The sequence below is a fragment of the Limibacterium fermenti genome (assembly GCF_041902845.1).
GTDB lineage: Bacteria > Bacteroidota > Bacteroidia > Bacteroidales > Dysgonomonadaceae > Limibacterium > Limibacterium fermenti.
This window is the reverse complement of record NZ_CP159486.1, coordinates 3,139,729-3,165,439: the sequence shown is the minus strand read 5'-3', so window position 1 is coordinate 3,165,439 and position 25,711 is coordinate 3,139,729. Positions and strand designations below refer to the sequence as shown.

23 protein-coding genes are annotated in these 25,711 nt (G+C 47.8%); 7 read left to right on the top strand and 16 right to left on the bottom strand.

Annotated elements, in window-relative coordinates:
- Positions 1-5: 5 nt before the first annotated feature.
- Positions 6-1,811: an AMP-dependent synthetase/ligase gene (locus ABNK31_RS13735; RefSeq protein ID WP_418893064.1), complete on the bottom strand. Its 1,806-nt coding sequence runs from the start codon at positions 1,809-1,811 to the stop codon at positions 6-8.
- A 14-nt stretch (positions 1,812-1,825) separates the two neighbouring features.
- Between ABNK31_RS13735 and ABNK31_RS13730 the strand changes: the two genes are divergently transcribed.
- The 5 genes from ABNK31_RS13730 (at position 1,826) to ABNK31_RS13710 (ending at position 7,318) form a co-directional block, all read left to right on the top strand.
- Entirely contained in the window at positions 1,826-2,011 is a 186-nt protein-coding gene (locus tag ABNK31_RS13730) for a hypothetical protein (protein WP_418893063.1), read from the top strand.
- A 50-nt stretch (positions 2,012-2,061) separates the two neighbouring features.
- Complete coding sequence (locus tag ABNK31_RS13725; RefSeq protein ID WP_418893062.1) at positions 2,062-2,706, top strand: DUF4294 domain-containing protein; 645 nt, start codon at positions 2,062-2,064, stop codon at positions 2,704-2,706.
- Positions 2,707-2,857: 151 nt separating this feature from the next.
- Positions 2,858-4,567, top strand: a complete 1,710-nt coding sequence (locus ABNK31_RS13720) for a SulP family inorganic anion transporter (RefSeq protein WP_418893061.1) — start codon at positions 2,858-2,860, stop codon at positions 4,565-4,567.
- Positions 4,568-4,633: 66 nt separating this feature from the next.
- Positions 4,634-6,469: a YgiQ family radical SAM protein gene (locus ABNK31_RS13715; protein WP_418893060.1), complete on the top strand. Its 1,836-nt coding sequence runs from the start codon at positions 4,634-4,636 to the stop codon at positions 6,467-6,469.
- A 105-nt stretch (positions 6,470-6,574) separates the two neighbouring features.
- Positions 6,575-7,318, top strand: coding sequence for a NigD-like protein (locus tag ABNK31_RS13710; protein ID WP_418893059.1), 744 nt, complete (start codon positions 6,575-6,577; stop codon positions 7,316-7,318).
- Positions 7,319-7,424: 106 nt separating this feature from the next.
- Here the strand turns inward: ABNK31_RS13710 and trpA are convergent, their stop codons facing one another.
- From trpA to ABNK31_RS13640, 14 genes are all read right to left on the bottom strand, one after another.
- Positions 7,425-8,195: a tryptophan synthase subunit alpha gene (gene trpA / locus ABNK31_RS13705; protein WP_418893058.1), complete on the bottom strand. Its 771-nt coding sequence runs from the start codon at positions 8,193-8,195 to the stop codon at positions 7,425-7,427.
- Entirely contained in the window at positions 8,192-8,818 is a 627-nt protein-coding gene (locus ABNK31_RS13700; protein ID WP_418893057.1) for a phosphoribosylanthranilate isomerase, read from the bottom strand. The genes trpA and ABNK31_RS13700 overlap by 4 nt, the downstream gene beginning before the upstream one ends.
- Entirely contained in the window at positions 8,815-9,603 is a 789-nt protein-coding gene (gene trpC, locus ABNK31_RS13695) for an indole-3-glycerol phosphate synthase TrpC (protein WP_418893056.1), read from the bottom strand. Before trpC ends, ABNK31_RS13700 begins: the two co-directional genes overlap by 4 nt.
- 229 nt (positions 9,604-9,832) lie before the next feature.
- Entirely contained in the window at positions 9,833-10,831 is a 999-nt protein-coding gene (gene trpD, locus ABNK31_RS13690; protein ID WP_418893055.1) for an anthranilate phosphoribosyltransferase, read from the bottom strand.
- Positions 10,832-10,932: 101 nt separating this feature from the next.
- A complete protein-coding gene (locus ABNK31_RS13685) occupies positions 10,933-11,514 on the bottom strand; it encodes an anthranilate synthase component II (RefSeq protein ID WP_418893054.1) in 582 nt (193 codons plus the stop codon).
- An 11-nt stretch (positions 11,515-11,525) separates the two neighbouring features.
- Positions 11,526-12,932, bottom strand: coding sequence for an anthranilate synthase component I family protein (locus ABNK31_RS13680; protein ID WP_418893053.1), 1,407 nt, complete (start codon positions 12,930-12,932; stop codon positions 11,526-11,528).
- The gene (trpB, locus tag ABNK31_RS13675) at positions 12,929-14,137 is read right to left on the bottom strand and encodes a tryptophan synthase subunit beta (protein ID WP_418893052.1); all 1,209 of its coding nucleotides are present in this window, start codon (positions 14,135-14,137) and stop codon (positions 12,929-12,931) included. The genes ABNK31_RS13680 and trpB overlap by 4 nt, the downstream gene beginning before the upstream one ends.
- A gap of 584 nt (positions 14,138-14,721) precedes the next feature.
- On the bottom strand, positions 14,722-14,949 hold the full coding sequence (locus tag ABNK31_RS13670) for a hypothetical protein (protein WP_418893051.1): 228 nt from the start codon (positions 14,947-14,949) through the stop codon (positions 14,722-14,724).
- Between the two features lie 259 nt (positions 14,950-15,208).
- A complete protein-coding gene (locus ABNK31_RS13665; RefSeq protein WP_418893050.1) occupies positions 15,209-15,856 on the bottom strand; it encodes a hypothetical protein in 648 nt (215 codons plus the stop codon).
- 276 nt (positions 15,857-16,132) lie between these two features.
- Positions 16,133-18,274, bottom strand: a complete 2,142-nt coding sequence (locus ABNK31_RS13660; protein WP_418893049.1) for a leucine-rich repeat domain-containing protein — start codon at positions 18,272-18,274, stop codon at positions 16,133-16,135.
- A gap of 273 nt (positions 18,275-18,547) precedes the next feature.
- Positions 18,548-18,814: a Txe/YoeB family addiction module toxin gene (locus ABNK31_RS13655; RefSeq protein ID WP_418893048.1), complete on the bottom strand. Its 267-nt coding sequence runs from the start codon at positions 18,812-18,814 to the stop codon at positions 18,548-18,550.
- On the bottom strand, positions 18,805-19,023 hold the full coding sequence (locus ABNK31_RS13650; protein ID WP_418893047.1) for a DUF2683 family protein: 219 nt from the start codon (positions 19,021-19,023) through the stop codon (positions 18,805-18,807). The genes ABNK31_RS13655 and ABNK31_RS13650 overlap by 10 nt, the downstream gene beginning before the upstream one ends.
- Before the next feature lie 255 nt (positions 19,024-19,278).
- The gene (locus ABNK31_RS13645) at positions 19,279-20,178 is read right to left on the bottom strand and encodes a hypothetical protein (protein WP_418893046.1); all 900 of its coding nucleotides are present in this window, start codon (positions 20,176-20,178) and stop codon (positions 19,279-19,281) included.
- A gap of 8 nt (positions 20,179-20,186) precedes the next feature.
- A complete protein-coding gene (locus ABNK31_RS13640) occupies positions 20,187-21,725 on the bottom strand; it encodes a hypothetical protein (protein ID WP_418893045.1) in 1,539 nt (512 codons plus the stop codon).
- Positions 21,726-21,792: 67 nt separating this feature from the next.
- Between ABNK31_RS13640 and ABNK31_RS13635 the strand changes: the two genes are divergently transcribed.
- Both ABNK31_RS13635 and ABNK31_RS13630 read left to right on the top strand, forming a co-directional pair.
- On the top strand, positions 21,793-21,927 hold the full coding sequence (locus ABNK31_RS13635) for a hypothetical protein (protein WP_418893044.1): 135 nt from the start codon (positions 21,793-21,795) through the stop codon (positions 21,925-21,927).
- Between the two features lie 17 nt (positions 21,928-21,944).
- Positions 21,945-22,229 carry a putative toxin-antitoxin system toxin component, PIN family gene (locus ABNK31_RS13630; RefSeq protein WP_418893043.1) on the top strand — a complete coding sequence of 95 codons (285 nt, stop codon included), beginning with the start codon at positions 21,945-21,947 and terminating at the stop codon, positions 22,227-22,229.
- 68 nt (positions 22,230-22,297) lie between these two features.
- On the opposite strand, the gene ABNK31_RS13625 is transcribed toward ABNK31_RS13630, so the two are convergent.
- A complete protein-coding gene (locus tag ABNK31_RS13625; RefSeq protein WP_418893042.1) occupies positions 22,298-25,681 on the bottom strand; it encodes a carboxypeptidase-like regulatory domain-containing protein in 3,384 nt (1,127 codons plus the stop codon).
- Positions 25,682-25,711 lie beyond the last annotated feature (30 nt).

The following is a 25,711-nucleotide window of genomic DNA, read 5'->3' as shown; positions in this document are numbered from 1 at the left end:
ATCTCTCACTCCCGGTACATCTTATCGATGGCGTCGGCATATTTTTCCAAAATCACTTTTCGCCTTAATTTGAGGGTGTCGGTCAGTTCCCCTGACTGAATGGTAAACGGTTCGGGAAGCACGGTGATCCGTTTGATTTTTTCGTAGGACGTAAATTGAGCCTGCAAGAGTTCGATTCGTCCGAAAATAAAGTCGTTTATGTGCTTGTTGGCCGTAAGCTGTGGGATGGAATCGTAAGGAATTTCATGTTTGTCGGCATAAGCCTTCAACGCCTCATAATTGGGGATAATCAAGGCGCTGACGAATTTCCGTTCGTTTCCGATGACGGCGACCTGATCGATATACGAATCTTCCATGATGCGCGTTTCGATCATTTGCGGAGCGATATATTTTCCGTTCGATGTCTTGTACATGTCCTTGATACGGTCGGTGAGCACAAGCGTATTGTCCTCGTTCAGATAACCCGCATCCCCCGTTTTGAAATACCCGTCGTCGGTAAAGGCGTTACGGGTTTCTTCGGGTTTATTATAATATCCTTGCATCACGGTTTTCCCTTTCACGAGGATTTCATTGTTTTCGCCGATCTTCACGTCTACCTCAGGCATCACTTTTCCCACCGTGCCGATGCGGAATCCGTCTTGTGGAAAGCAGGTAACCGTAGCGGTGGTTTCCGAAAGCCCGTAACCGTAAATCAAATGCACATCGATACATTGCATGAACTCATTGATGGTATCCGACAGCGGAGCGCCGGCAACGGGAAAAAAGTTGCCCCGGTTAATCCCGACGATATGTTTAATAAGATAAAAAACGGTGTATTGATAAAGGAAAAACTTGATTCTGTTGCCTAATGGAGGCCTTTTTCCTTCATTTTTAAACATCAGGTTATGTTTCCGTCCTGTTTTTACGCAATCATCGAACAGCCATTTAATGATGCCGGTAGAATTGTCGATGCGTTCCCGGATGCCGATGTATACTTTTTCCCAGAAACGAGGAACATTACTCATCAACGTGGGGCGGACTTGTTTTAATGCCGTTTGGATTTTGCTCGGATCTTGGTTGATCGCCACCGGAATGCCTCTGTGCAGGCAATAATAGGTCCAGGTCTTTTCGAATACGTGGGTTAGAGGCAGAAAGCACATCGAGAGATCTTTGTCCGATAAACGGATGAGCCGTTTGTCGTGTATTCTAAAGGCTTGTATATAATTGGTATGGGTGAGCACGACCCCTTTGGGCTCTCCGGTGGTTCCGGAGGTGTAAATGATCGTGGCCGCATCGGACTCTTTCAGTTGTTTTAGCCGGGAATGCACTTGCGCTAACGAATCGGAGTTATCCCCCGTCGTAATGAAGTCGTCGAAATAAATCGACGTGCGGTCTTCCGGATTGAGAACCACGCTGCGGTCGAAGATGATAAGCTTTTGTAATACCGGACTTTCTTTTTGCACTTTGAAAGCATTATTATACTGGAATTGCTCTCCTACAAATAAAATTTGGATTTTGGCATCCTCGGTAATATATTTCACTTGCAAAGGCGAAGCGGTGGCATACATCGGAACCATTACCGCCCTGTTGGCATATCCGCCGAAATCGGTCATCAGGTATTTCTCCATATTTTGAGAGTAAACGCCGATATTATCGTGCGGTTTGATTCCTATTTCAGCCATTGCCTGGGCAGTTTTCATTATTTTAGCGGAGAATGTTTCCCACGACATCGTATGCCACTTCGTTCCGGACGGTTGATATTTCAGTGCCGTTTTATAAGTATATTCTTGCGCTTGCTTATGGATGAGTTCACCTAAATGATAATAGTTCATTTTCTTTATAGTTTATGGAGTCAAAGATAAATCAATTTAGTGAAAAAACGACTGTCGGGCGGGATTTATTGACGTATCAGGATGTCGTTTGGGGTGACGCTTTCGGTAAAACCGCCCTCAGCGGCGCCTCCGGGAAAAGACTTTTTGCGAATTATTCACTTACGGGCCGAAAAACAGGGCGTGTAATTAACGAGACTTAACTCGTTTTTTTACACACGAGTAAAACAATGATTTTATCTTTGTTCCTGTTATGAAAAAGTGTGTCCACTCATTGATATTTATTTGTTGGTTGCTTTTCGCCATGGCGGCAAAAGCGCAGCAATACTATGCGGCGAACATCTATTCGGAGTCCGGAGCATCGGGCAATTCCGTGTACATGATGCCCAACGTGTTTCCGGCCGAATTGATCGACGGCGATACGGTGGCTTGCATGTATCTGCATGATTTTGTTAAATATTCTCCGGTTCATTTCCGTAATAATAAGGAGCAGGTAAAATACACCAAGCTGATGCGCGATGTGAAAAAAACCCTTCCTTATGCCAAAGAGATTGCCGGTATTATTATTGAGACTTATGAGTATATGGAAACGCTTCCCGATGATAAGGCGCGTCAGAAGCATCTTGAGGCAATGGAAAAACACTTATTCGAGGTGTATATGCCTAAAATGAAAAAATTGACCCGTTCTCAAGGACAGTTGCTGATGAAGTTAGTCGATCGGGAAACGCATTCTTCTTCCTATCATATTATCGATGCGTTTATGGGGAGCGCCAAAGCCTGGTCTTACAATTTGTTTGCGAGCCTCTTTGGAAATAGCCTCAAAGAGAGGTACGATCCTTACGGCAATGATCGGATGACGGAGAGGGCCTGTGTATTGGCCGAGCAAGGGGTCATTTGATAAGTGTCCCGTCTACCGGTTAAACAAAATCATATCATTCGGAAAATTCAAAACAGTTTCTTAATTGCTCTTATTCTGGATGAGGGGAAAGGATATATTTTTTTCTTCGTTAAATTAGTCGTACTTTTGCGCTTCTTTTTTGAAGTGATTAATGAGAATAAAATTTTTAAAGGATTTTCAGCCCGCACTTTTCGTTTCCCTTAAGACGTATAATAAAGAAAAATTCTTGTCGGATCTGATGTCCGGCTTGATTGTGGGTATTGTGGCTCTTCCTTTAGCCATAGCATTCGGTATTTCTTCGGGAGTGGCTCCCGAAAAAGGGATTGTGACGGCGATTATAGCCGGCTTTCTAATCTCGCTTTTGGGCGGGAGTAACTTCCAGATCGGAGGCCCTACCGGGGCTTTCATCGTCATTGTGTACGGTATCGTCGAGAAGTTCGGCGTTTCCGGGCTTGCCATCGCTACGGTTTTGGCGGGGATCATGTTGTTGGCGATGGGTTTTATGAAACTCGGGACGGTGATTAAGTTCATTCCGTATCCGATTGTCGTCGGATTTACAAGCGGCATCGCCCTGACTATTTTCTCTACTCAAATCAAAGATATCTTCGGGCTAAGCATCGATCGTGTTCCTTCCGATTTTATCAGTAAGTGGCAAGTCTATCTCTCCAATTTTCATACGATTAACGGATGGGCGGCGGCCATCGGCATTATCAGCGTTGTTCTCATCTTCTTAACCCCCAAGATGACGCGGAGAATTCCGGGATCGTTGGTCGCGATTGTCGTCATGACGGTCGTGGTGTATTTTATGAGAACGCAATGGGGAATCGAGGGGATCGAAACAATCGGTGATCGGTTTAATATTGATAACCATCTTCCCGCGGCTGAGCCTATCGGGTTTAACTTGGAAAGTATCCGCCTTCTTTTTCCTTCGGCCTTTACCATTGCCATGCTGGGGGCGATAGAGTCCTTATTGTCTGCCATGGTCGCCGATGGCGCGACGGGCGACAGGCATAACTCCAATATGGAGTTGGTGGCGCAAGGGGTGGCGAATATCGTCACGCCTTTCTTCGGCGGGATACCCGCTACCGGAGCGATTGCCCGCACCATGACCAATATCAATAACGGGGGTAAAACACCTGTCGCGGGAATCATTCATGCCGTGGTATTATTGCTGATATTGCTGTTCTTGGGCGATCTGACGCGCCATATTCCGATGGCTTGCCTGGCCGGGGTGTTGGTCGTGGTCGCTTATAATATGAGTGAATGGCGGATTTTCGTATCGCTTACCAAACAGTCCTACTCCACATTGGCGATTTTATTGACGACCTTTATCCTGACCGTTGTGTTCGATTTGACCATTGCCATCGAGGTCGGGCTTTTACTGGCCGTGTTTGCTTTCTTGAAGCGCATGTCGGAAAGTACGCAGATCTCTGTGACGACGGGTAAGGTCGACATGTCGAAAGAACTGGAGTCGCATTCCGATCATTATGAAGACGAAGTGCTCACATTGCCCAAAGGGGTGGAAGTGTATGAAATCAACGGGCCGTTTTTCTTCGGAGTGGCGAACAAGTTCGATGAATTGATGCGGGAGATAGCCAATAAACCGAATATCCGCATCATTCGGATGAGGAAAGTTCCTTTTATCGATTCTACCGGATTAAACAATCTGGAAACGTTTTGTAAAAACTCGAGAAAGGAAAAAATTACGGTCATTTTATCGGGTGTGAATGATTATGTGCGTACAAAATTGCATAAATCCGATATTCCGGTCATTATCGGTGAAGAAAATATTTGTTCGAACATTCATTTGGCGGTACAGCGTGCAAATGAATTAACGGAGCAAGCCAAGCAGGATGCCTGAGTTCCGGATGAAGTTGCAGGATTGCCGATTTTTACGTAAGTTCGTGCTCTGAAATAGATAGGAAAAATGAATAAGCGGCCATTGCAACTTACCGACTGGCTCCCTACGACGAAAAAGGAAGTCGAACTCCGAGGATGGGATTATCTGGATGTGATCCTATTCTCGGGAGATGCCTATATCGACCATCCGTCGTTCGGAACGGCGGTCATCGGGCGCTTGTTGGAGCGGTTAGGCCTTCGTGTGGCGATTGTTTCACAGCCCAACTGGCGTGACGATTTGCGTGATTTCAAGAAGCTGGGTACGCCTCGGATGTTTTTTGCCGTCACCGCCGGTGTGATGGATTCGATGATCAATCATTACACCGCCAATAAACGCCGTCGTTCCGATGATGCGTATACGCCCGACGGACGCAGCGATATGCGTCCCGACCGGGCGATGACCGTTTATTGCCGCATTTTAAAGGACCTGTATCCGCAGATTCCCGTACTGATTGGCGGAGTGGAGGCTTCTCTGAGGCGCGTTACCCATTACGATTATTGGGATGACCGGCTTTTTAAAACCATTCTCGCCGATACGCACGCCGACTTGTTGATTTACGGGATGGGCGAACAGCCGCTTCATCGATTGGTGGAGGAAATGCAGAAGGGTAAATCGATGCGTGAATTGCAGGATATTCCTCAAACCGCTTTTTTGACCGCACCTCAACAAATTCCGGCGAGCATCTTTCAAGAAGATATCCGCCTTTTTTCGCATGAGGAGTGCCTGAATGATAAACTGAAGCAAGCGAAAAACTTCCGAATCGTAGAAGAACAATCGAACCGCTTGCATGCGGCGCGGCTTTTGCAGAATGTAGACGATCAGACGTTGGTGGTCAATCCTCCGTTCCCTCCCATGACGGAAACGGAGATCGATTCCTCGTTCGATTTGCCTTATACGCGTTTACCGCATCCGAAGTACAAGGACAAACATATTCCCGCCTACGAAATGATTAAGTTTTCGGTTACCTTGCATCGGGGCTGTTTCGGCGGATGCGCGTTTTGTACGATTTCGGCTCATCAGGGCAAGTTTATATCGTCGCGATCGAAAGACTCTATCCTCAAAGAGGTGGAAAAGATTACGGAAATGCCCGACTTTAAGGGCTATATCAGTGATTTGGGAGGCCCCTCGGCCAATATGTACCGCATGGCAGGCAAAGAAACCTCGCTTTGTGAGAAATGTAAGAGGCCTTCGTGTATCTTTCCGAAGATTTGTCCGAACCTGAGTACCGATCACGCACCGTTGCTGGATATCTATCGTTCGGTCGACGCTTTGCCGGGAGTGAAAAAATCTTTCATCGGAAGCGGAATCCGCTACGATATGTTATTGCATACGAGCAACGATCCGAAGATTGACCAATCGGCCCGGGAGTATATGCACGAGTTGATTGTCCATCATGTGTCGGGAAGATTAAAGGTGGCGCCCGAACATACTTCGGACGAAACGCTGAACGTGATGAGAAAACCTTCGTTTCATCAATTTTATCAATTCAAGCGGATTTTCGATGAAGAAAATAAGCAACACGGACTCAATCAACAACTAATCCCTTATTTTATATCTTCTCATCCCGGTTGTACCGATGAGGATATGGCCGACTTGGCCGCCATCACAAAAAATCTTGATTTCCGGTTGGAGCAAGTGCAGGATTTTACGCCTTCGCCCATGACCTTAGCTACTGAAATCTATTATACCGGCTACCATCCGTACACTCTTAAGCCGATGTACACCGCCAAAACAAAGGAACAGAAAAATGCGCAACGCCAATTTTTCTTTTGGTATGAAAAACGGAATAAAACTTCTATTATACAGAAATTAAAAAGGATACATCGACCGGATCTCATTGCGAAACTTTACCCGAATGGTTAATTAGGGTTAAATTATCCGTTTTGTCTGTCTTTTGTGCAGCGTTTTTTTCGACTTTTCATCTATTAGATAAAAGCAATCATTTATTCAATATAATTATTGGGATCTATGAAGAAAGCGTATGTCGTAATAGGAATTTGTTTGGCCGCATTGTTGGCTTACTTTTCTTCGTGTGATGATAACAGTAAATATTCGTTGGGAGATTTTGTGGTAAGTATCGCAACGGTCGAGCCAACCGGTGCAAATGGGTATCACATCGTTCTGGATAATGGGAAACGGTTGCTTCCCGTTCATTCCGACATCCGTTATATGCCGGGGAGCGAACAGCGGGTAGTGGTGAATTATACGATTTTGTCGGATGCGAAAGACGGATATGATTATTATGTGAAAATAAATGATATTTGGAACATCCTTACCAAGCAAGTGATTGAGTTAAATGAGGAAAATGCCGACAGTATCGGAAATGATCCTATACAAATACATGATATCTGGGTTGGAGGTGACTACCTGAATGTCGACTTTTTCTTTAATTACGGCAAAGGCGAGAAACCCCATGCGGTCAATATGGTAAAGAATACCCTCTCTTCCGAAGCCACCTTGAATGGAGTCGACCTGGAGTTCAGGCATAATGCCTATAATAGCGCCAGCTCCAAATTGTACAGAGGCTTTGTCAGTTTCAACTTGAAACCGTTGCAACGGACTGATGTCGATTCGGTTGTTATTTCGGTAAAAGTGAAGGATTGGGCGGAAGAAAAAAATTACGAGGTGGTATACCGGTATAATCAAGCGGCATTGGCGAATATGTCGGATAATGCTTCCATACCGGTCATCACATCGGATGAATACTATTAATAAATTGAAAAAACTTACTTTGAATTAGTTCTATTTCTTATATGACTTTTTGATTTTCCAAGAACCGGATAAACCCTGTGAAGAGTGTATCCGGTTATTTTTTTGTCTACTTCAATGCTTCGATTAGCTTTTCAGCCGCCCTGTCGGGGGAGTTTCCGTTTTCCAATAAGCGGACGAACTTGCTTCCGATGATGGCGCCGGAGGAATACCGGCAAGCGGCGTCGAAAGTCGTTTTGTTGGAAATGCCGAAGCCGGTCAGCCTCGGATGACGTAATCGCATCGCATTCACCCGGCGGAAATAAGCGAGGGTCGCATCGTCGAAAGTGTCTTTCACGCCCGTCACCGAAGCCGACGATACCATGTAAATAAACCCTCCGGTATGTTCGTCAATGAGCCGGATGCGTTCTTCCGAGGTTTCGGGAGTAATGAGCATGATGGTATGCAATCCGTATTTCTCTGCGACGGGTTTGTACGATTCGCGATATTCGGCGAAAGGCAAGTCGGGAATAATGAGTCCGTCGATACCGCATTGTGCCGCATCGCGGCAAAAGTTATCGAAGCCATATTGCATGATAGGGTTCAGGTAACCCATTAAAATCAACGGAATATGCACCTTCTTGCGGATTCCGGATAGTTGCCCGAACAAATGTTTCACGCTCATGCCGTTTTTCAACGCCTCTGCGCTCGATTGCTGAATGACCGGCCCGTCGGCCATCGGATCGCTGAAAGGAATGCCGATTTCAAGCATATCGGCGCCGTGTTGTTGTAAGGCCCGGATGATTTCGGTCGTGTCATGAAGATGTGGGTAGCCGGCCGTAAAGTAAACCGACAGGATTCCGCTATTCTTTTCGTTGAATAATTGATCGATTCTGTTCATTTTCTGATTTCTTGAATAAAGTGTTGTAGTAATTCGATGTCTTTGAGTCCCGGCCGTGTTTCGAAACGGCTGTTGAGGTCGATACCCACGCATGCCGGATGATGGAATTCGCGGATGCGGGATAGATCTGTCGGGGAAATTCCTCCGCTGAGTAAAAAAGGAGTATTGCCTGAATACGAATGAAGGGTTTCCCACTGAAAGGACTGTCCCGATCCGCCATACGCTGCGGTATAGGTATCGAACAGGAAATAGTCGCAACTGTTGTCGTAGCGTTTCACCAGGCCTGCGGGAAAGGAGGCGTCTTCACGCGAGACGGAAAAAGCTTTTATCACCTTAAAGCCGTCGCCGCGAAGAGAACGGCAATCGTCGGGCGTTTCATCGCCATGAAGTTGAAGGATGTCGATACTGTTTCGCCGGGCTGTTTCGCGCAACGTGGCAGTCTCTTCGTTGACGAAAACGCCTACGCGTTTGGCCTTCGCGGGAAGGGGAGGCACGAACTTGCCGGCATATCGCGGCGAGGAAGGATAAAAAATGAATCCGATCCAGTCCACGTCCAGTTCGTCTATAGCCCGGATGTTTTCCGCATCGCGCATGCCGCATACTTTAATGATTTGTGGTTTCATGCCGGGATGCTTTTCATAAAACGACCCAATGAAGCGCCCGGATCGTCTTCTTTCATAAACCTTTCACCGATAAGGAATCCCTTATAGCCGGCATCGCGTAATTCTTTGACCGTGGCCGGCGAAGAAATGCCGCTTTCGGAAACCCAAACCGCGTCCGAAGGTAACCGCCGGGTCATGTCGAATGATTTACGCACGTCGGTGTGAAACGATCCGAGATTACGGTTATTGATTCCGATAAGCGTGTTGAGCGGGGTGATATACGCTATTTCACGCTCGTCGTGCAACTCCAACAATACCTCCAATTCGAGATCGCGGGCGACTTCGGTCAGTTTTTTGCATCGGGTGGGAGAGAGCGCCGCGGCAATGAGTAAGACGGCATGGGCGCCCGACAACTTCGCTTCATAGAGTTGGTATTCATCTATAATGAAGTCTTTGCGAAGGATGGGAATGGATATCGCCTGTGCCGCTGCGTGGAGATCTTGCCGCGTACCTCCGAAAAACTTCTCGTCGGTGAGCACCGACAGGGCGCTCGCCCCGTTGTCCTGATAACCTTTGGCAATCGTTACCGCATCGGCCGTTTGCCTTATCCAGCCCTTGCTGGGCGAGCGGCGTTTGAATTCCGAAATAATTCCCGTCGGGGAACTCACCAGGGCCTCTTTCAATGATTTCACTTCAAAGGTCCCTTCTTCTACGGAACGAACGAGGGACGACAGCGGGCGGGCTTTTTTAGCCTGCTCCACCTCCACTTTTTTGTGGGCGATAATATCGTTTAAAATATCTTTCATATAACGAATGGTAGTTTACAGTTTATAGTTGTTACACGGAGAAATCTTTTTTTTTGGTCTCCAGTCACCGGTCACCGGTCTCCGGTCACCAGTCATCAGTCACCGGTCTAATGTCTAATGTCGGCAGCTATCAGCTAATATGCTAATTTGCTAATATGCTAATTTGCTAATTTGCTAATTAATTCATCATTTATCCTTTTCATCTGTCAGACAAATTATCGTTTACAGTTTACGGCCTATTGAGTTCGATAAATTTTTTAAATGTTTTCAAGGCCTTTTTGCCATATAGCGAATCGCGGGCGGTTTCCAGACAATCCTCGATCGATCGGTCGGGAACAATGGTTTGAATGGCGAAAGCCGAATTAGCCAATACCACATTCAGTTGCGCTTCCGTGGCTTCGCATTCAAGCACCTTGTTGAACAACCGCGCCGCCTCTTCGGGCGTATCGCCTCCGTACAATTCCTTCTGTTTGTTTTCCCGGAAACCCAAATCCCCCGGGCGGAAAAGCTGTTCCCCCTTATTCGATACGACCTTAAACCGCCCGGTAAGGGAGATCTCATCATATCCGTCAAGACTGTGAACCACACAATATCTCTTCTTGCTTTCCTGATAGATATAGCTGTACAAGCGCATCATCGAAAGGTCGTATACTCCCAGTAACTGGTATTCGGGCTGTACGGGATTGACTAACGGGCCCAGTACATTAAAGAAGCTGCGCACGCCGAGGTTGCGGCGTACTCCGGCCACTTCTTTCAAAGCGGGACTGAACAGCGGGGCATGCAAATACGCCATCCCGCACGCTTCGATGCTCTTGCGCAGGGCATCTATATCGGTGGTGAACTTCACCCCTTGCAATTCCATCACGTTGCTTGCCCCGCTGACGGACGTCGAGCCGTAGTTGCCGTGTTTTACCACCGGATACCCCGCGCCTGCTACTACAAAGCAAGACAGCGTGGATATATTGAAGGTGTTCTTCCCGTCGCCTCCTGTGCCGACGATATCGATGGGTCGGTATTCCGAAAGGTCGGTGGGCACGCGCATATCGAGCAGCGCATCGCGGAAGCCCATGATTTCTTCTACCGAAATACGGCGCATCAGGAAGCAGGTGATCAAGGCGGATACCTGCGCTTCGGGAATCGTGCCCTGCACAATTTGGAAAAGAATGTCTTTCGCTTCTTCTCGCGAAAGATAGTGATAGTCGAATAGTTTATAAAGTATTTCTTTCATATAATTATTAGGAGTTTACAGTACAGTTGAAAGTTGTCGGTCATCAGCTAATTTGCTAATTTGCTAATTTGCTAATTAACTCATAGCTCATAGTTCATAGTTCATAACTCATAACTCATCATTAAGAAGTTTCGTATAATGGTTAATCCGTTAGGCGTCAAGACCGATTCGGGATGAAACTGTACGCCGTGAATGTCGAGCGTACGGTGTTTAAAAGCCATAATCGAGCCGGCATCATCGATTGCGGTGATTTCGAGATGGGCGGGGAAGCCGTTGCGGGAAACAATCCATGAGTGATACCGTCCGACCGGTATGATGCGGGGCAGACCCCTGAAAATCGGATCGTCGGCAACGATTTCCGCGGGAATTTGTACGCCGTGAAAGACGTCGGACAGGTTGACGAGTGTCCCTCCGAAGGCCTCGGCGATGGCCTGATGCCCCAGGCAAACGCCCAACATGCTTTTTGCAGGCGCGTAACGCCGTATAAGAGGCAAGAGAAGGCCGGCTTCTTCGGGGATGCCCGGACCGGGCGACAGAATGATCTTATCATACTGTTCCACACGGTCGAGATCGATGCGGTCGTTCCGGATGACATCGACTTCGGTATATCCTAAGGCCTTTATCGCATGAACCAGATTATACGTAAAGGAATCGTAGTTGTCGAGGACGAGAATTTTTTTCATTTCAATCCGTTTTAAACGTGATATAAAGACGCAGCCAGGTCGATGGCTTTTTTCAAGGCGCCGAGCTTGCTGTTTACTTCCTGCAATTCGTATTCTTCCTCACTTTTGGACACGATTCCCGCGCCCGCCTGATACCATAGTTCGTTGTTGCGGCTGACGAAAGTGCGTATCGTAATGGCCTGATTGAGGTCGCCGTTCAATCCGATAAAGCCGATGCATCCGCCGTAGGCTCCGCGATTGTGCTCCTCTATTTCGGAAATCAGTTGCATCGCCCTTACTTTCGGAGCTCCGGATAATGTGCCGGCGGGGAAGGTGTCGAAGAAAGCCCGGATGGGATCGGCTCCCTCGTCGAGCGTGCCGCTCACCCGTGAAACAAGGTGGATGACATGCGAGTAGAACTGCGGTTCTTTATAGAACTCGACCTTCACGCCGTGTGCATGGCGGCTGATATCGTTGCGCGCCAGATCGACCAGCATGACATGCTCGGCGTTCTCTTTGGGATCCTTCAGCAGGAAGTCGACCGCCTTCCGGTCTTCGACGGGATTGCCCGTGCGTTTGGTGGTGCCGGCGATGGGGTCGATGCTGATGGCTTTCCCTTTAATCTTACAATGCGTTTCGGGGGAAGAGCCGAAGATACGGTATCCTCCGAAGTCGAAATAAAATAAATACGGCGACGGATTTACGGAGCGCAGCGCCCGGTACACTTTGAAGTCATCGCCCGAAAAATGCTGGACAAACCGGCGGGAAAGAACGATCTGGAACACGTCGCCACGCAGGCAATGTTGTCTGCCCAGTCGTACGTATTCTTTGAATTGATTGTCGGTGATGGTACTGTATTCGTCGCCTTCGGCAAAGAAGTTGAACGAAGCGAAGTTTCGCAGGTTCACGAGCGATTCGACTTCGTGCAAACGGCTCTCTTCGCCTTCTCGCAGCAATTCGATGAGGGTGATGCGATCGGTGAAATGGTCGAAAACGATCAGGTATTTGTACAAGATATATAGCATGTCGGGCGCATCGTTGCGGTCGGGGCGGCTTTCCTTTACGGCGATATTCTCGGTATATCGCACACAGTTGAAGGTGGTATACCCGAAAAGGCCGCAAGCCTCTTTTTCATCCCCTTCCACATCGAAATGCCCGATAAATCCGGCCAGGGCATCGGTAATGGAATAGCGGTCGCGAAGTTTTTCGTGGAGCAGGCTTCCGTCGGGAAAACGCATCGTGGCGGCGCCCCGGTTTACTTCGACGGAAGCGATGGGATTGAGCGCCACATACGACGTGCTGTTGTCTCGGGCATGAAAATCGGAACTTTCGAGCAGCGCCGATTCGGGAAAAGCGTCCCGCACTTTCAGATAAATGCTGACCGGCGTGTGCAGGTCGCCGAGTAACCGGCGGGTGTGCGTGTGTAACTTGAATTTCATATCGATTGTTTTTGCTGATGAGTTGTTTGCGAATAGTTGATATAGGTCTCCATGTCCTTGTCGCCCCGTCCGGAAACGGTGAGAACAATGATATCGGAAGGCGCGAAGGTGTTTTTGTTGAGCGCTGCAAGGGCGTGCGCCGATTCGAGCGCGGGAATGATGCCTTCCTTACGGGTGAGCTCGAAAGCGGCTTCGAGCGCTTCGTCGTCGGTGATCGCGATGACGTCGGCCCTGTGTTGCGACGCCAGATACGCATGGATGGGCCCCACGCCGGGATAATCGAGCCCTGCCGAAATGGAGTAGGGTTCGGTGATCTGCCCGTCATCGGTTTGCATCAACAGCGTACGGCATCCGTGTAATATGCCGGGCTTGCCGAGGCGGATGGTAGCGGCCGAGTATCCCGTATCGATGCCCTTCCCCGCGGCTTCGGCCAGGATAATCTTTACGCGCGTGTCGTCGAGATATTCGTATACCGTTCCGGCTGCGTTGCTTCCCCCGCCCACACAGGCGATGAGATAATCGGGATAATCTCGTGGCTCCTTGCCGGCGAGTTGTTGACGAATCTCTTTGCTGATGACCGATTGCAGGCGCGCGACCATGTCGGGGTAGGGATGCGGGCCGATGGTCGATCCGATGATGTAGTAGGTGTCATCGGGATGGCTGCACCAGTCTCGGATGGCTTCGTTGGTGGCGTCTTTCAGCGTTTGGTTGCCGGAAGTGACGGGAATGACTTCGGCTCCCAGCATTTCCATCTTTTTTACATTAGGCTGTTGGCGTTGCACATCGGTCTGTCCCATGTACACGGTGCAAGGCATCTGCATGAGGGCGCACACAGTGGCGGTGGCCACGCCGTGCTGCCCGGCGCCCGTCTCGGCGATGATACGGTGTTTATTCATCCTTCGGGCGATAAGGATCTGCCCGAGAGTATTATTGATTTTATGCGCCCCGGTGTGGTTCAAGTCTTCACGCTTCAGATACACGGTGCAACGGTGTTTCGCGGAGAGATACTTCGACAAATAGAGGGGCGAAGGGCGTCCCGCATAGTCGCGCAACAAGGCATGAAACTCGTTGCGGAAACTCTCGCTCTCGATAATCGGCAGATACGACTCCTGTAAGTCCGTCACGCACCGGTGAAGGATTTCGGGCACGAAGGCGCCGCCGAACTCGCCATAGTAGCCTCTTTGATTGACTGTAAAATTTTGCATATATAGAATGGTTTTAATGATTGCTGAAAACGAAAAAAGCCCGCCGCAGGTGCGACAGGCTTTCTTATATACCGATGTGTACTTTCCGTTAAGACATGACTGCTTTCCTTACGACCGTTAGGAGTTGTAAGTAGCGCCACCAATATCCGTTAGAAAGTAAATGCATATTTTGTCTTTTATTTTGATTGCAAAGAAAGTCGATTTAAATCAAAAAAACAACTATTCCCTTGTTTTTAACATTCTCGAAAGTGTTTTTTACCTCCCTTCCGGCATTTCCTCCCTCCCTTTTATCATTTCGGAGCTACCGGTAAGTATTTTTGATGTACAGTTTATCGTTTTTTACTTTCTTTTTGTCATTTTAGAGGTGCCGGCTATCATTTTTGAAGTACCCTCTATCGTTTTTATCCTCCGTTGAACCATTTTCATCGTCCTTTGGAACATTTTTGAGCGGTTTTCCATCCTCTTTTATTTTCCCGGAGTCGTATCGGAAAGCCGTGCCGGTATTGTTACCGTGGCGGAAGATATTTTTATCACGGATAAGCGCTTAACGATATTCTCTTTCCATCCAAGCGATGCCCCGGTAACTACATTGTCTGTTTTCTCTTCATCTTATGTAGCCGGCGCAACTCTTTGGTGGCGTCGGGCAATATCTCGCGGTAATAGGAATCATAAAGTTCGGATTGCGAGAGCAAACCGTCCACATAGGTTTCATATTTCCGGTAGATTCTGCTGAGCCTGGTTATCTCATTGTCGATACGGCGCTTCTCCTCTCTGCCGTGTGTCAACGACCGGAGTTGTTTGAGCCGTACCATGAGCTGTTTATGTTTTTTTCTGTCTATTCCCCGCACGTTGTATTGAATTATGAAGTATGAGTTATGAAGTATGAATGATAGGTCATAGGTCACCGGTCTCCAGTTTAAAAATGTCAAATGTTTAAGTCGAATAGTGAGTAGTAATTCATCTTTCAGCCTTCATCATTCATACCTTTTTCTCGTTCCCGCAGGCAGAACAAACCGCCTGCAGGATGTGTGTTTTACCAAGGGTGTCGTTCGGAGCTGCCCCCGGATCTTTTTATTTTACGAACACCACGTCGCCGTTCTTGGTACCGTCGCTGAAAGCGATGTAGAACGTGCCGGCCGTTTTCGTTTCCGAAACCTTTACAGAGGTCAGGTCGATAGGCTTGGCATCTTTCGTTTTCGAATCCACCACATACAACTTGCCGCCCGTCTTGTCGCCTGCGCTCAGGCCGCCCGTCCACAACAAGTAATATTGCTGCTTCTTGTCACCCGACAATTGGGTTACCGCGAGTCCGCTCTGAAGAAGAGTGATGCCGTACTGATCGGCTTCGTCGAATTTCGCAGAAGAGATGTCCCAAACGAAGGTGCCGACTGTCGGAACGCCGACCTTCACTTTTATCTCCGCCCTTTGCCCTTTGGCATCGGTCACGGCGATGGTCGTTTCCCCGCCGTCCTTTATCCCCGTCAGGGTTATTTCGTCATTCTTTACTTCGATGGTTATCACACCGTTGACGGCAGGTACGGCTTTATACTCGGGGTTACCGGTTTTGACCATTACCACTTTCGATTCCCCCGGTTTCAATACCACTTCGGTGGTCGTGTCGAGCGTAAGTTTCGCCGCCGGTTCGTCGTTATCGTCTTTGCACGAGGCAAACCCGAGGATGAGGGTTGCCATGAATAAAATGTTGAGTATTTTTTTCATTTCGTTTTTGTTTTATTGTCGAAGGTCTAAAGTCTAATGTCTAATGTCTAATGTCGCCGGTCGTTAGACCTTTGACTTCTGACTTCTAACTCCTGATGTCTTCGACTTCATTCGTAATTTGTAATTTGTAATTCGTAATTCGTAATTTGTAATTTGTAAATTTCTTATATGTTGCCGGTCTCCAGTACCCGGTCTTTAGACCTTCGACTTTTGACTTCATTCATAATTCATACTTCATCGTTCATACTTCATCGTTCATGCTTCATAACTCATACTTCATCGTTTAATAATCAGCCGTATTTTCTGCGTGTCGTTTGTCGCTTCCAATTTGATGGCATCGCCGGTTTTACCGGAAAGGTCGAAGCCTTTTACACCGTCGATAGTGATTTCAAACTCTTCGGGTTTGTCGGTTCCGACAACTTTCACCGTGTTGCCTTCCACCGAGATGGCCGGCGCTTGCAACCATGAGTAATCGAATGACGTGGCAATGGTGATGGTTTTGCTGAAGGCCGCATATTGGTCGTTACCGGCCTGCGTAGCGGTGACTTTCACTTCTCCCGCACCTGTGACGGTCAGTTTGTTGCCGCTCAGGGTCGCCACATCCGTCTTGCCCTCTTCGATCGTATACGTAACATCCAACCCTTGGTCGGTTTTGGCGGGCAGTTCGATTACATCCTCCACATCGGCCAACCGGTCGGCTAAATCTTTGACGGTTTGCGCTTCTTTATCGGAATAACCCTCAATCTTCGCAAACTCCTTCCATATATTCGCTTTACGATAAGCTTCTTCACTGCCTTTGGGCACATAGAGCGTCGCCTTATCCTTAATGTCTTCCGAAAAATTTTCGTAAAATTCTCCTTTCAAAGTTGCCGGCGTGCTGTTGCCTAAATACAACGAAATAATATTGGGCGAATCAAAAAAAGTATAGGACGGAATGGTAGCAAGGGTGGCCGGTAGCTTAATGGTTTTTACCTGACTGCTACTAAAAAAAGGAAGATTCGAATTAACGATTTCTTTGAGGCTTATCTTACTTATGTCGACGGTTTCGCCCTGAAAACCGTAGAATACGCCGCCACCCACACTTTCTACCGTAGCCGGCAGCGTCACTTCTTTGATGTTAGAGCCGGAAAAGGCGCCCTCGCCAATGCTTTTCAGGTTCTCACCGTAAACGATTTCATTGACCGTAGCGCGCCAGAAAAAGAAATCCGGAAGATTTTCCCTGCCCGAAAGATCCACCTTGTTTACGGTAGCTTCGTTTAATCCGCCTTTGTATGCATTTCCGCTGGATTCGGGATTGATGAACTCGGTTGTATTTTGTTGCAGTTTAAAGGTATTGATGGTGGTGCCGGCAAATGCCCTTGCGCCCACGGAAACAATAGTAGCCGGAATCTCCACCACATCGAATTTGAGGCCGGTGTCTTCAAACACGTTGTTCCCTATTTTGGTAAGGTGTGCAGGTAAGGTGTATTCAACCCCTTCCAATCCTTTACTATTTGCAAACAGGAAATTTTCCAAAACCGTCAGGGATGAGGGCAGCGTAAACGATTTCAAGCCGCTCCAACTGAAAGCGCTTTCTCCGATTGCAGTAACGCCTTCCGGAATGTCGATATGTTGGAGGGTTGAATACTGAAAGGCTCTCTTCCCGATGGTTTTCAACCGGCTGCCTGCTTCAAACGTCAACGATTCCAACTTTTCGGTATTCTCAAAAGCGTATTGGCCGATCGTTTCCACGGTTTTGGGAATTTCCAGTTCGGCAAAGCCTGTTCCATTAAAGGCGCCCCGTCCGATGGTTTTCAGGTTTGTGGGCCATACGATTTCTTCCAAAGCAGATGAATTTTGAAAAAGAAATCCCGGAAGTTCTGTAATTCCATCGTGTAAAGTTACGGAGGCCAGATTTTTTGCATTTCCAAAAGCCCCTTCTTCTAATGTAGTTACGGTAGCGGGAATGGTAAGGGTTTCGAAAGCCGAACCGGAAAAGGCATAGCCACCAATTGTCGTAATATTGGAAGGGAATTCGATGGCTGTAATACTGGTTCCCTCGAATATGCTCCCAAGGGTTGTAATGGATGAGTGTGTAGGCAGTTTCAGCGTCGTCAATTTAACCAATCCTTTCAAACCTCTGTTGGGCACCTTGCCGGCAGGATGAGTAGTTTCAATCCATTCTCCTACTTCAACAAACTCTGCAATTTCAGTTACTCCCGATAAGTCGAGCGAAACCAGATTGGTAAAGGCCTGGATAACCTGAAAATCGCTGTAATCCAATTTACCGGTTACTTTCAGATCGGTAGCTGCTGAAATTTGGTCTGTTACCAAATCTTTCAAACCTCCCGGGTTGGGGACATTCACCGTTTGTTGCTGCCCATATGCGGCAAGCATGCCGGAGAGCAACAGGATGACTAACATACATACTTTTTTCATACGAAATACTTTTTTATTTAACTTTGCCGCCTCCTTATTTATTTGTGAACCCTTAGGAGCGTTGGCAGCGTATGACGCTTCTTTGGGTTTTATTGCTTTTCGCTTATTTATTTTATGAACGTAATCATTACGCCTCTACACAGACACAAAAAAAACGTGTAAACCATTTAATATTGGTTTACACGTTTTTTATTTTCAGGGTGACAAAAGAACGTCATTCAGTACGTGGCGCGATGTATTCTTTTGTCATTCCACGCTTGACGCGAAATCCCCTTAAAAGTTTTCGTAATGTCCCCGGAGCGAATAGACAAATAGTTTCCCGTCCCGGACTAAATAAATGTAACGATGCTCCGAGGTTATCCTTCTCGACCATTTCGGAGCAAGACTGTATTTAAGCGCTTCGGGTTTGCCGATTCCTTCAAAAGGATTTTCGAGGATCGCTTTTGTGAGTTCGGCTATTTTTTTGAGAATGGCTTTATTGCCGTTTTTAATCCAGTAGGCAAGATCTTCATCCGCTTGCGGAAGATAGATTATTTCCATAAACTGTCCAGTTCTTCAACCGTTACGGTTCTGCCTTTGCCGTTTTTTAAATCTTCATCGCCTTGTTGTATCTTTTTTACAAATGCCTCGTTATAAGGCTCGTTGTTCTTCGTAAGATCATATCTGATCTTTAATGCTTTCATAAAAGCCTTGATGGCTTCTATTTGCGAAGCATCGTCGGGATAAGCCGTAATCTTAACTGTCTTCATTTTTGTCGTTTTTTTATTGAACTTGAACAAAGTTAATGCGATTTTTCAACATTCACAAAAATCACGAATATCTTTTTCTATAAATGTGTAAACCAATATGTCAAAGATCGTTTCCCCTGCAAAGCCGGAAGTTATTTCAAGACTTGCGAGCAATGCCTTGTTTATTTTGTATCATCAGTGGCGTCCCACTATTGTTGTCCGGATCATCCGTATCAGGATGTTCGCTTTTCAGAGGCTTATAAGCGGATTCCTGCTTTAAAACACCCGCCGTATGGCGGTTCTTACATTCTGTTTTATCGTTATATTTTTATAGAGGATATTCCCGTCGGATTGGCGCATATAGGGATATTTCAGTTGCCGTGTTTCGATAAAACCGCGCAGGACAATATGGTAATTTCCTCCCACGCCGGTATGGAGCGCAGAGGAAAGCAGCACCCCGCCGGATTCGTCTAATACATCGAACGGCAGCTTGTTGCGGTTGTTGACCAGCCCCGTGGTATCCACGGCGAAGTAACCGGTATATCCGGGAAAAGAAGCGGAAACGTCGGGCGCGGCGGTTGCATAGCCGCCATCCCGCTTTTTAAAGCGCAACGTAATCTTTCCGGCATCCGGACTGAGATGCACGAAGCGGAAATTGACCTTTTCCCGGTTTTCCGATTCCAGTCGCTCGTCCGCCGTCACGACGGTATAGTCCGTGATGTTGTCGTCGCGCAGGCTGTCGGCCAGGTAAAAGAGCGTATTGCTTTGCGGCGGTAGTTCCCTCTCCGCCGTTTTTGAAATGAAGGGCAAGGGGTCGCAATAGAAAATGAAACGGTTTTTTCCCGCAGCAAGGCGGAGGTAATAAGCCACCTTTTCCTCCATGTGCGGGACGCTTCCCGCGCCGGAAGGGGCTTGTCCGCTTCCTTCTCCCGATTTGGAATAAATAAACGTTGGAAACATGGAGGCGCTGTCCTTGTCCTGCGTATTGATCAGTATAGGGAAACGCAACTCGTATGCGCCGGCGCCGGCATCGGCGGCTTGTGCGGCGAGCATTTCGGTAGCGTCGTAAAAATTCACATTGGCCGCCTGCGGACTGATAATGTCCGCTTCCGGCTCGCAGGCCGCCAGGAGCAATAACAGGAACAAGCCTGCCGGAAATAGATCATTCGTTTTCATATTTAAAATCAGTTTGATGCGGATTCTGCAATTTGCGTTTTCACAAACTGCTTTCCGGGTTTGTAATACAGATAGATATTCCCTTCTTCGTCGTAATTCAGGGCATGGAAATCATACCGTTCATTAGAGGACTCGTATCCTGACGTATCCACCGAAGGAGCATACCGTATCAAACGTTCGGCATCAAAATCCAACAACGTATTCAGCGAGATGAAAATCTTCTTTCCCGGTAGAGTAAGCAGGCTTATACTGTTGCCGCTGTTTGCGTCCCTCATCCAGGAAGGAAGCGTTACTTCGCCGAAGAAACCGATGGTTTTGGCGTCTTGCGTGGCGGAACGGTATTCTTCGAGCGAATTACCTTTGAAAAGGTTGTACTGTTTAATGGTTTTGGCGTTGAAGGCGGCTGTGTAAAACAAACCTTCCTCCAGATTGATAACGGCATTTTTGGCGTCGTCCGACTGTTTGCCCGGTAACGGATTGACTCCTCCGGTAAATAAATCGGTGTTGTGCAGATAAGTCAGGATGTTTTGTGTTGAGTTAAAGTATGCCCGCCCGACGGTTACAACGGCTTGAGCGGCATTTTCACTTCCGATGCCTATCAACACATTCCCCTTGCTGTCGGCTTGCACTTCGTTGACCGTGAAACGCAACTCGCCCAGTATGTCGCCGTTTTGAAACGCGCCGGAAGGCCGCACGCCGGCATTGGGTTTCAAGTTGAGCAGCGCGACGGTTTTATCCGGAATATGATAACGGATAAAATAGCTGCGGTAATTGGTTCCCGTACGGGCGCGCACCGAGAAGTACAGGTTTTCCTCCTGCGGGTCGACCGCGCCGGCATAGAGCGTATGCACCTGGAACTTTTCGGACCCTAGGGCAAGGCGTATACTTCCCATATCGGTTACGGTTTCCACGCCGCCGGCGCTAATTTTGTTAAAGGCTTGCGTTTCCGTGTCGAAATAATACATGCTCCCTTTGCCGTTGTTCAGGTGGAGCAGTACGGGTTCGGAAGCCGGGCTGTGTATTTCCGTCAACTTCAACCTTTGAGCCAGATACGGCTTCAACGATGCCGAAGCGGCGGTGATTTCGATGGACGGGCAAATGATTTCCTTTTCGCCCGACTTCAACGTTACCGGCCGGTTTTTGCCCAACCCCATTTCCTCCACGATAAGGATGCCTATCCTGTCGAGGGTATCCTCCCCGAAAGATTGGTTGTACACATATTTTTCGTTCTTCACGATTTCGGCAACCGTTTCGCCCACCGTGACGGTTAACGGGTTTTGCGGTTGTTGAAATTTGCCGTACATAAACAGCGTATCGCCTGTTCCGTAGCTTGCATCGTACGCGCGGCCGGCGCTTAAGTCCAATTGCGGCAAGTCGGCGAGGGTTTGGAAATACGTTTCGGTTTCGTCGCAGGAAGAAAAAATGAGCCAATTAGCCAATGCGAAAATGAGCCAATAAGTCAATGTGCTAATTGGTTGATGTACTGATGCGCTGATGGAATGTACCCGGGCATCAGGACTGTATTGTTGTAAGTTTGATTTTGTCATATTCTTATATATCATCATAAAATCTTTTTTAGTACCTTTGAATCGTTGAGTGATTAAATTGATTCGTATGGATAAAATTATATTGGATGTCAAGCCTGGCATGACGGATAAATGGAATCGCGCTTTCCACCGGATGAAACAAGAGGCTGCTGAAGCAGTAGAGCGAGCGCTACCAACCATGCTATTGAAAGAGGACAAATAGCCTTGTTGCCGCAAACATTGATTGAATTTGTTTTCGTTATCTTTCGGAAGAAGTTCGACCGGTACTTTGAAGCATACCGCCAACGACTCGAATTGATTGAAACTATCCGAAAAAATATCGTGTTCGTTACTCCTGTCGAACAAATCGTTGCCTGTCGCGATCCGAAAGATAATATGCTGCTTGAATTGGCAGTAGCGGCAAAAGCTTTGTGTATTGTTACCGGCGACCATGATTTGCAGATACTCGATCCTTTCGGAAATATCCGTATCGTTTCTCCCACTGAATTTATCGAACTGTTTTGAATCATATCAATCTATTTTCAATCTAACATCAATCTTAATCAATCCCATCAATCTCCTATCCAATTCCATCAAAACGAGTAATTCACACTCAGCGAAAAGAAACGCCCCGGTTTGTAACTGTTGGTGATAATATCGTTTGAATAACGGTTGTTCTCGTCCTTCTCGAATTTTTCATATTTATACGTGAAATTGCTATCCTCTGCGATCTCCACGGGAGCATTCAACAGATTCTGTACGGTAAATTTCAATTGCCAACCGGTTGCCAGGCGTTGGGAAAAGGAGAAATCCAACTGCCGGCTCGGCAACTCTATCTGGCTGCCTAAATAACCGGCTTCATCATAGTTTCCCCCTCCCGAATCGCTGCCTGTCCGGCCGGTGGATGCCGCGTATATGCGCTCGCCCACGGCATTGTAGATAAAGGCGACTTTGGTTCCGCTGCCCGGATTATCGTAATATATACCTGCGTTAAAGATATAAGGAGCCTGTCCCTGCAACGCCCGCTTGATGTAACGGAACTCATTTTCCCCGGTTTCATTATTGTAATATCGTCCGTTGGGCGTTTCCACCTCGCTATGCAGATAGCTGTAGTTGGCGATAACCGACAAGTTGCGGAAGAACATGCCGGAGATAAAATCGAGATCTTTTCGCAGTTCTGCTTCCAATCCTTTTATTTGGGCTTTTTTGGCGTTGGAGAACGAGATGACGGGGATTACTTTTGAATTCCCCAAGTCTTTATCAATCGTTCTTTCGATAGGATTTACGATCTCTTTATAAAACGCCCCGACAGACAGCAAGTCACTTTTCTTCTCCCCGTAAGGATACCACTCGAGGCGCGCGTCGTAGTTGGAAGCGTTGGATGCTGTGAGGTCTGAATTACCGGTAATGGTCTGGTTGTTGAGATAATCCATTTCGCGGAAAGAGGCCGATTCGCGGAATTCGGTACGGTTGACGGTTTCGCCGTAAGCGGCCCGGAGCACCCATTTGGCGGTGGGTTTGAAACTGATGTTGACGGAAGGCAGCCAGTCGGCGGTTTTATTGTCCACATACACCGGCACATTCACATAGCCGCTGCTGCTGCCGCTTATGGCCGACGCGATGCGCTGGCGGTCGTATTCCAAGCGCACGCCGCCCGAAATATCCAGAATATCGCCGAAAGGTTGCATGTTGAGCATGACGTATCCCGAATTCAACTGTTCATAAGCCTTATAGGAATCGCTTCCGGAGGTACGGTCGAATACTTTCAACGCGGAACCGTCGTCACGCAGATAGGTATCGCTCCACACGCTTCCCAAATCCTGCTCGCGGTAGTAGACCAGATTGTAGTTCATATAATTGCCGCTTCCTCCGATAATCCATGCATTGTCGTCGCCCATTGCATGCGAACCGTTTTCGTTCAAGTCCCCTTCATTGAGTGTATACACGCGGCGGAACAGTACCCGGCGTTTCAATTGGTGATAGGTACCCAGTTTTATGCGCAGCCATTTGAGGGGCTGTGCTTTATAGTCCATCGAAAGATTTCCGGCCTGCTCGGTATTGCGTGTCCAGGAGCGGGATATTTTTCCCAGTTCCAGATTGTTTCCTCCGGAAGCATAGTGCTCCGCCCGCTTGATGGCCGTCCAGTTATAATCCGTAAAAATCACCGGATACGTCCCGCCGGATACGTCGATATTGTCGAAGCGCATGATCCGTTGGTCGGGTATTTCCTGACGGGTGAAAATATAACCGCCGTTCCAGTCGAGCGACTGTTTTCCGCCGGCAAAGCTGTGGCTTCCGCTCAGGTTGCTGCTATAAAGGAACCAATGGGTATAGGAAAAGATCGTATTTTTTTCTTGTTTGCGGATGGATGAATCATATACCCACTCGCCGTCGGAGCCGGGTTGGTTTACGAAAGGCCCGGCGCTCAGGCGCGTAGTCACCTGGTCTTGTCCCTGCTGCAACAGAAAGTTGTTGAACCGGATGCGGTGGTTGTCGTTCAGGCGCAGGGTAAAATTTTGTAACAAACTCATTTGGGCGTTGTCTTCATTAATGTTGTCATTGTACATTTTATTCAACGCCTGTACGTTTTGGGCGGAGATGGTAAATCCCTGCCGCCTTTCGGTCGTCCAATGCTTGCTTTCTTTTTTGTAGCTGAAAGAGGAGAGCATGGAAAGCGTTTTGCCGAAGACATTCCAGGCATCGTAGTAATTGGCCGTCATCTGTATATCCGGCAGCGCTTTTATTTTGCCGTATTGGAGAATATTGCCGAAAGACTCGGCATACGTTTTCTGGCTGATGTTGGCTTTGGTAAAGTCGCCGTAATCCGGCACCGTTTTGGGCAGGGCTCGCGTGCCGTCGTCGAAACCCAGAAAATCGTATTTACCGCCTTTATAAGTGAGGAAATTATGATTGAATGTCGTCGACTCCCTCACGCCTAACTGTATATCCAAATCGAAATGCTTCACGGCCGTGGCGTCTTTGGTATACACTTTTACGACTCCCCCGGTCATATCGCCCAACAGGTCGGGCGAGGGGGATTTATAGACTAGTATCTTGTCGATAATCCGTGTCGGTAATAAGTTGAGGGCGAAGGCGCGCGAGTAGATTTCGGTACTCGGAGCGACATTATCATTCAGATAGGTCAGGTTGTAACGTTCGTTCATTCCCCGCACCACCACGAACTTGTTGTCGCGTATGCTTACACCCGCCACTTTAGCCACGGCATCGGCCGCGTTGCGATCGGCGCTTTTGCTGATTTGCTCCGACGAAATGCCGGATGCCACCACTTGCAATTCCTTGATTTCCTGCACCACTTGTTGTACGGTGGCATGGGGAACCGAGCCGCGCTCGCGGCGTACGCCGCTGACTATCACTTCCTGGAGCATCTTGCTATCGGGTGAGAGCACAACGTTGTAGGTCTCGGTTTGTGAAGCGCGCACCCGCACATCGACCTTTTCATTCGTATATCCCAGATAAGTAACCTCCAAGGTATGACGTCCCTCCGGTACACCGGTCAAGCGATAGTATCCGTCCATATCGGTGATCGTGCCGAATTGAGTGCCTTGTATCTTTACGGTGGCTCCGATGAGCGGTTCCGAAGTCTCGGCTTCTACGATACGTCCCTTCAGACTCCCTTTTTCGGAAGTATCGGTTTGCTGCGGGCGTTGTACCAGGTAATAATTGCCGTCTGCTTTTTTTCGATAGATGAAAGGCGTATTCTTCAGCGAACGATCCAGCCATTCTTCCGTATTTTGTGTCGCAGCACTATAGGCCGCTACCCGCACGTCTTCCACGCGACTAATGTCGTACGCTATTTGTTTTTTGGACAATTTGCTGATGTCGTCTATCCGTTGCATCAATGTCTGTGCAGGAAAAGAGTACTCGTTTTGCGCCTGCACCTGATATACGGATAGAATTGCTATCAGTGTGAATAATGTAAAAAGAATTGTTTTTACTAAATTGCTTCTTGGGTTCATCTGTTTTTTTATCAATCTATTATCAATCTA